A 7,308-nucleotide genomic window follows, 5' to 3' on the forward strand; every position below is an offset into this window, starting at 1 on the left:
AGAGAATTGGGCAAGAAACGGACAGAAACGCCATATTCGCGCTCTCCTTTTCCGGGGTATAACTTTATTCACGATGGTGAATCACCCTGATTGAAGGAGAGTCCTATGCGTTATCAAAAACTGGGCCATACCGGCCTTTTTGTCTCTGAGCTGTGCCTCGGCACCATGACCTTCGGCGGCGAAGGCGGCCTGTGGGGGAAAGTGGGGCAGCTGCGCCAGGCGGAGGCAGAGCAGCTGGTGGGCAGCGCGCTGGATGCGGGCATCAACTTCATCGACACCGCTGACGTCTATTCAGAAGGGCGCTCGGAAGAGATTACCGGCCAGGCGCTGAAGAATCTGAAAGTGCCGCGTGAAAACGTCGTCGTGGCGACCAAAGTGTTTGGCGAAACCGGCACCGCAGGCGTGAACTCGCGCGGCAGTTCGCGCTATCACATCATCGGCAGCGTGAAGGAGAGCCTGCGTCGCCTGCAGCTCGATCATATCGATCTCTATCAACTCCATGGCTTCGATCCGGCAACCCCGATCGAAGAGACGCTGTATGCGCTGGATAACCTGGTGCAGCACGGGCACGTCCGCTATATCGGCGTGTCGAACTGGGCGGCATGGCAGATAGTCAAAGCGCTGGGCATTTCCGAACGTCTGGGGCTGGCGCGTTTTGCCTCGTTGCAGGCTTACTACACCCTTGCCGGACGGGATCTGGAGCGCGAGCTGGTGCCGATGATGCAGAGCGAAGGCCTGGGCCTGATGGTCTGGAGCCCGCTGGCGGGAGGGCTGCTCAGCGGTAAGTACGATCGCGATGGGCACTCGGCGAGCGGCGGCCGCCGTCAGGAGTTTGATTTCCCGCCGGTGAATAAAGCTCGGGCTTTTGACTGCATTGATGTGATGCGCGAGATTGCCGATGCGAAGGGCGTTTCGGTGGCGCAAATCGCGCTGGCCTGGCTGCTGCATCAGCCGACGGTAAGCAGCGTGATTATTGGCGCAAAGCGCGCTGAGCAGCTCGCCGATAACCTCGCGGCGACCAGCATTGCCCTGGATGATGATGAACTGGCGCGGCTTGACGCGGTCAGCGCGCTGCCGCGAGAGTATCCGGGCTGGATGCTGGAGCGCCAGGGCGAATACCGCCGCGACCAGCTCGCCTAGCAGTAACTTCCTCTCTTGCACGCCGGATCGTCTGTTTCGCGATCCGGTTTTTTATCCGTTGCGCTCACAAAACGCGATCCTGGACTTTGCCTGACGGGAGAATTTCGTTTATATGACTAGTCATGAAATTAATATGACTAGTCATGAAATTAATATGACTAGTCATAGGTGCGAGCGATGAACAGAACACTACCGGCAGATTTTTTATGGGGTAACTCGGTTTCCAGTATGCAAACCGAAGGGGCGTGGAATGAGGGCGGGAAGGGGATGTCGGTTTACGATATCCGCCAGCCGGCGGAATTTGCGTCCGACTGGAAGGTGGCAACCGACTCGTACCACCGCTACCGGGAAGACTTCGACCTGATGCAGGATTTGGGCATGAACTGCTACCGCTTCCAGATTGCCTGGAGCCGCGTTTGCCCGGAAGGCGACGGTGAGTTCAATGAAGAAGGTATCGCCTTTTATCACCAGTTTATCGATGAACTGCTTGCCCGCGGCATTGAGCCGATGATCTGCCTCTATCACTTCGATATGCCGCTGTCGCTGGCTGAACGCTACAACGGTTTTACCGACCGTCGGGTGATGGAAGCCTTTATTCGTTACGGGCAGAAGATGATCGACTGCTTTGGCGACAAGGTGAATTGGTGGCTGACCTTTAATGAACAGAATCTCTACCACATGCCGGACGCGTTTCTGATTTCAGGCTATATGCGCGGCGAGAAGACCCTGCGCGAGCTGTATCAGATCCAGCACCACGTGATGATGGCCCACGTGCACCTGACGCAGTATCTGCACCAGGCGAAGCCGCAGTGCCTGATGGGCGGCATGCTGGCCCACGCGCTGGTCTATCCGGCGACCTGCAAACCGCGCGATATCCTTTGCGCCCAGCAGCTCGATGAGTTTTTAAATCAGAACCTGCTGCGCGCCTTCGCCGGAGAGGGCTACAGCCCGGAGGTCATGCACGTTGTCGCCCGTGAAGGCTTTGCGGATATCTACCGCGCAGAGGATCTGGCGCTGATGGCGCAGGTTAAAATCGACTATCTGGCCTTTAGCTACTACGCCAGCAAGGCGCTGGATAGCGACCCGATCCCGCCGGGCACGCCGGTGAACCACTACATGCAGTTTGGCGATAAAAAGAATGACTTTCTGCAGGCCACCGAGTGGGGCTGGCAGATTGACCCGCTGGGCTTTCGCACCATCATTGCCCGCTACTACAACGACTGGCGTCTGCCGGTATTCCCGATTGAAAACGGCATCGGGGTGATTGAGTCCTGGGATGGCGAAAATCCGGTCGCTGACGATTACCGCATCGCCTATCATCGCGACCATATCAACGCCATGAAAGAGGCGATGTTTGAGGACGGCGCGCGGGTGATTGGCTATCTGGGCTGGGGGTTAATCGATATTCTCAGTTCGCAGGGCGATATGCGCAAGCGCTACGGGGTTGTCTACGTGAACCGTGAAAACCACGACCTTAAGGACCTTAAGCGCGTCCCGAAGAAAAGCTATGCCTGGCTGAAGCGGGCCATCCGCAGTCACGGCGAAGAGATGTAGCGGCGCCTCGCGCGGGCAGATGGTATATTCTGCCCGCCAGCCACTATCAGACACGTAAAAGGATCCGGGAATGACGGCCAAATATCTGAGTATCGCGCGGGAAATCAAAAAACGTATTATCAGCCGGCAGTATCCCGCCAGCGCGCCGTTACCCGACCAGTTCGCCTTAGCGGCGGAGTTCAGCACCAGCAGGATGACCATCCAGCAGGCGATGCGCCAGCTGATTGTCGAAGGCCTTATCTACACCCGTAAGGGGCAGGGAACCTTCGTGCGCAAAAACTTCCTCCAGCTTTCGCAGTGGGAGCTGCCCGGCAGCGACTATTTTGGCGCCACCAAAACCTGGGAGCATGTAGGGGAAGTGACCAGCCGGGTGATTCGCTTCGAGCTGCGTTTTCCGTCGGAAAAAGAGCAAAGCTCGTTCCTGATTGACGCCGATGCCCCGGTCTATGATTTCGTCCGCCTGCGGCTGCTCAACGAGGAACCCGTGTCGCTGGACCTCACCGTGATGCCCGTTGCGCTGGTGCCCGGACTGAATAAAACGCATCTCGAAAGCTCGGTATTTCGCTACGTGCAGGAGACGCTGGGGCTGAAGATGATGGGATCGTATCGGGTGGTGCGGGCGATGAAACCGCAGGCGCTGGACAGGGAGCATCTCAACTGCGAAGCGAGCGACCCGGTGCTGGAGGTGGAGCAGGTGATCTATCTGGAGGACGGTACGCCGCTGGAGTATGCCCATTGCCACTATCGCTACGACCACGGCGGAATTATTCTGGTCAATAACGGATAAAAAAATGGCGGGCACCGGGCCCGCCACTCTGCGCGATGCGTTTTAGTTCAGACGCACCGGCATACCGGAACGGTTCTGGATCGCCTGATCGACCACGCTCTGGTCTACGTCAGTCTGGCTGGTAATCGCCTGTACTGATTTGGTCAGGTTAATCGGCACGATTTCGCCGCCCTGGAACTGCTCTTCCGTGGTGGACAGCGGGTTGTGAACTTCAATGAAGCGGCTGCCGTCAGGCTCGGTAGTGGCTTTTACCGGCTCATCGATAAACTCAACGCGGGTGCCGACCGGCACGTTTTCAAACAGGAATTTGATATCGTCATTACGCAGACGCACGCAGCCGTGGCTGACGCGCAGGCCGATGCCGAAGTTAGCGTTGGTACCGTGAATAGCGTACAGGCGGCCGATATACAGCGCGTACAGGCCCATCGGGTTATCAGGGCCGGCAGGAACAACGGCCGGCAGCGGTTCACCGGCTGCGGCATATTCAGCGTGCATTTTGGCGGTAGGCGTCCAGGTCGGACCGGCTTTTTTACGCTCAACTTTCGTCACCCAGTTGATCGGCGTGTCTTTGCCTAACTGGCCGATGCCGATCGGCAGCACGATGACGGTGTTGGTGCCTTTCGGATAGTAGTAGAGGCGCATTTCCGCGCTGTTGATGACGATACCTTCATGCACGGTGTCCGGCAGGATCAACTGCTGCGGGATATTCAGCACGGTGCCGCCTTTCGGCAGGAAGGTGTCCACGCCCGGGTTGGCTTCCAGCATGTTGGATAAACCCATCTGGTATTCAGCGGCGAAATATTCCAGCGGCTGCTTGTTGCCTTCCGGAATGGTGATCACCTGGTTCTGGCCAATCAGACGGCTGCCGTCGGTGGGCAGAGGGTAGGTTACAGCAGAAGCTGTGTTGCAAAAGCCCACGATGGCGAAGGCTGCCGCGAAGAGTGTTGATAATTTCATAATCTTTATGTCGTGGGCGATGTTAATGCCGCACAGGCCTTTGTCAGTTTAAACAGGAAGTCGATGGGAGCGCATTATATGTGCTTTCCGGCAAACAGGTAAATGAGATGTGTACGAAATCACATTTTTTTCCTGTGACCCTGAGTGTAGCCCGTCAACGCGGGCTCTGCAGCCTGAAAACGGGAGGGGATTACCCCTCCAGAAGCCGCGACTGGAGCGCTTCTCGCGCCTGCGGCGTGAGCTGATACTCTTTCTCCAGCCAGGCATCGACGCTGGCGTAGCGTTCGTCGATTTGCAAAAGCGCGGCGGCAAGGTAGGACTCATGCACCGTCATCATTTCCGCCAGGTTTTGCCGGCCGCGGGGGGTCAGCGCATTACCGAGGGACTGGAGCATGAAATCTTCGACCTGCGTCAGCATGCCCTGGGTAAGCAGATATTCCTCCATGACCGTATGACGATCGCAGCCGAGGGCGAACAGCGTCAGCGCGCAGCCAACGCCGGTGCGGTCTTTTCCCACCGCGCAGTGCTGCAGCAGCGCGCCGTCGAAAGGCTCCATCAGCCAACCGGCCAGCTGGCGATAAGCGGCGTTATTGAACGGCAGCTGGCGGTAGAGCGCCAGCATAAACTGCTCGCCATTAAGGGCGTTCAGGGTGGCGGCGTTAAGCTCGGTGACTTTGGCGTTGACGTCGCGAACGTGCGGATTCGCCGGGGCGTTGAGGTAGTGAGCCGCTTCGTTCAGCTTATCGGGGCTGCGATTCACTTCGCCCGGGTCGCGATAATCAATCACCCGGCTAAGCGGGATCGCGTCCAGATGGGTGAGGTCATCTGCCGTCATCATATGCAGCGAGCCGGAGCGGAATAACTTCCCGGTACGCACGCGACGGCCGTCGGCGGTACGCTGGCCGCCCAGGTCACGAAAGTTGATACCGCCCTGCAGCGATAAGAAAGCCGGATGGCGGGAGAGTGTGGTCATAGGTTCCTTCCAGATTAAGGTAAAAAATTACGCATTAAGCAGTGTAACCGCGCAATATGACATGACCCTAACACAGGCGTCATTGATGATTTTATAACGCCCCGTGAAAAGTGAAGCATTTGCTGGCATAATGTCTGGTTCATCACACTTCTCATTCTCTATTTTCAGGATAACCCCGTGCTAGTATCCAGCAACGTCACCATGCAGTTCGGCAGTAAGCCGCTGTTCGAAAATATTTCCGTCAAATTTGGCGGCGGCAACCGTTACGGCCTGATTGGCGCCAACGGTAGCGGCAAATCCACCTTTATGAAGATCCTCGGCGGCGATCTTGAGCCGACGCTGGGCAACGTCTCCCTCGATCCGAACGAGCGTATCGGTAAGCTGCGTCAGGATCAGTTTGCGTTTGAAGAGTTCAGCGTGCTGGATACGGTCATTATGGGCCACGGCGAGCTGTGGGAAGTGAAGCAGGAGCGCGATCGCATCTACTCCCTGGCGGAGATGAGCGAAGAAGATGGCTACAAAGTGGCTGACCTGGAAGTGCTGTACGGCGAGATGGACGGCTACTCCGCTGAAGCGCGCGCCGGCGAACTGCTGCTCGGCGTCGGCATCCCGGTTGAACAGCATTACGGCCCGATGAGCGAAGTCGCTCCCGGCTGGAAGCTGCGCGTGCTGCTGGCGCAGGCGCTGTTCTCTAACCCGGACATTCTGCTGCTTGATGAACCGACGAACAACCTGGACATCGACACCATCCGCTGGCTGGAGCAGACCCTCAACGATCGCGACAGCACCATGATCATCATTTCGCACGACCGTCACTTCCTGAATATGGTCTGTACCCACATGGCGGATCTGGATTACGGCGAGTTGCGCGTTTACCCGGGCAACTACGATGAGTACATGACCGCGGCGACCCAGGCGCGCGAACGTCTGCTGGCGGACAACGCCAAGAAAAAAGCGCAGATTGCCGACCTGCAATCTTTCGTCAGCCGCTTTAGCGCCAACGCCTCTAAATCTCGCCAGGCGACCTCGCGCGCCCGTCAGATTGACAAAATTAAGCTGGACGAAGTGAAAGCGTCCAGCCGTCAGAACCCGTTCATTCGCTTTGAGCAGGATAAGAAGCTGTTCCGTAACGCCCTGGAAGTGGAAGCGCTGGCGAAAGGCTTTGATAACGGCCCGCTGTTTAAAAACGTCAATCTGCTGCTGGAAGTGGGGGAGAAGCTTGCCATTCTGGGCGCCAACGGCGTGGGTAAATCCACGATGCTGAAAACCCTGGTCGGCGATCTGACGCCCGATAACGGTACCGTTAAATGGTCTGAGAACGCGCAGATTGGCTACTACGCGCAGGATCATGAATATGAATTTGAAAACGATCTGACGGTATTCGAGTGGATGAGCCAGTGGAAGCAGGAAAGCGATGATGAGCAGGCGGTGCGCAGCATCCTGGGTCGTCTGCTGTTCAGCCAGGACGATATCAAGAAGCCGGCGAAAGTGCTCTCCGGTGGCGAAAAAGGCCGCATGCTGTTCGGTAAGCTGATGATGCAAAAACCGAATATCCTGGTGATGGATGAACCGACCAACCACCTGGATATGGAATCGATCGAATCGCTGAACATGGCGCTGGAGATGTATCAGGGCACCCTGATCTTTGTTTCCCACGACCGTGAGTTTGTGAGCTCGCTGGCGACCCGAGTGATTGAAATTACGCCGGAGCGCGTTGTGGACTTCACCGGTAACTACGAAGATTATCTGCGCAGCAAAGGTATCGAATAATATTCCTGTTGTCTGTCCCGGATTGCGGCGCTGCTGCGCCTTATCCGGGCTACCGGCCTGAAGTCGGCGGTGAACCTGTAGCCCGGGCAAGGCGCGTTAAGCGCCGCCCCCGGGAGCAGTTCGCAGA

Annotated in this window: 6 protein-coding genes; 4 read left to right on the forward strand and 2 right to left on the reverse strand. The window is 57.3% G+C overall.

What is annotated here, in order from left to right:
• Positions 1-105 precede the first annotated feature (105 nt).
• From F8562_RS00450 to F8562_RS00460, 3 genes are all read left to right on the forward strand, one after another.
• Positions 106-1,140 carry an aldo/keto reductase gene (locus tag F8562_RS00450; RefSeq protein WP_014228519.1) on the forward strand — a complete coding sequence of 345 codons (1,035 nt, stop codon included), beginning with the start codon at positions 106-108 and terminating at the stop codon, positions 1,138-1,140.
• A gap of 177 nt (positions 1,141-1,317) precedes the next feature.
• Entirely contained in the window at positions 1,318-2,694 is a 1,377-nt protein-coding gene (locus F8562_RS00455) for a glycoside hydrolase family 1 protein (RefSeq protein ID WP_014837878.1), read from the forward strand.
• A 70-nt stretch (positions 2,695-2,764) separates the two neighbouring features.
• The gene (locus tag F8562_RS00460) at positions 2,765-3,481 is read left to right on the forward strand and encodes a GntR family transcriptional regulator (RefSeq protein WP_094909284.1); all 717 of its coding nucleotides are present in this window, start codon (positions 2,765-2,767) and stop codon (positions 3,479-3,481) included.
• A gap of 42 nt (positions 3,482-3,523) precedes the next feature.
• On the opposite strand, the gene ldtB is transcribed toward F8562_RS00460, so the two are convergent.
• Both ldtB and F8562_RS00470 read right to left on the reverse strand, forming a co-directional pair.
• Positions 3,524-4,438, reverse strand: a complete 915-nt coding sequence (ldtB, locus tag F8562_RS00465; protein ID WP_004130773.1) for a L,D-transpeptidase — start codon at positions 4,436-4,438, stop codon at positions 3,524-3,526.
• Positions 4,439-4,628: 190 nt separating this feature from the next.
• Positions 4,629-5,411, reverse strand: a complete 783-nt coding sequence (locus tag F8562_RS00470) for a tyrosine-protein phosphatase (RefSeq protein WP_014837879.1) — start codon at positions 5,409-5,411, stop codon at positions 4,629-4,631.
• A 177-nt stretch (positions 5,412-5,588) separates the two neighbouring features.
• Between F8562_RS00470 and F8562_RS00475 the strand changes: the two genes are divergently transcribed.
• Positions 5,589-7,181 carry an ABC-F family ATPase gene (locus F8562_RS00475; RefSeq protein ID WP_004849135.1) on the forward strand — a complete coding sequence of 531 codons (1,593 nt, stop codon included), beginning with the start codon at positions 5,589-5,591 and terminating at the stop codon, positions 7,179-7,181.
• Positions 7,182-7,308 lie beyond the last annotated feature (127 nt).

This window comes from Klebsiella sp. RCJ4, assembly GCF_009025755.1.
Classification (GTDB): domain Bacteria; phylum Pseudomonadota; class Gammaproteobacteria; order Enterobacterales; family Enterobacteriaceae; genus Klebsiella; species Klebsiella michiganensis.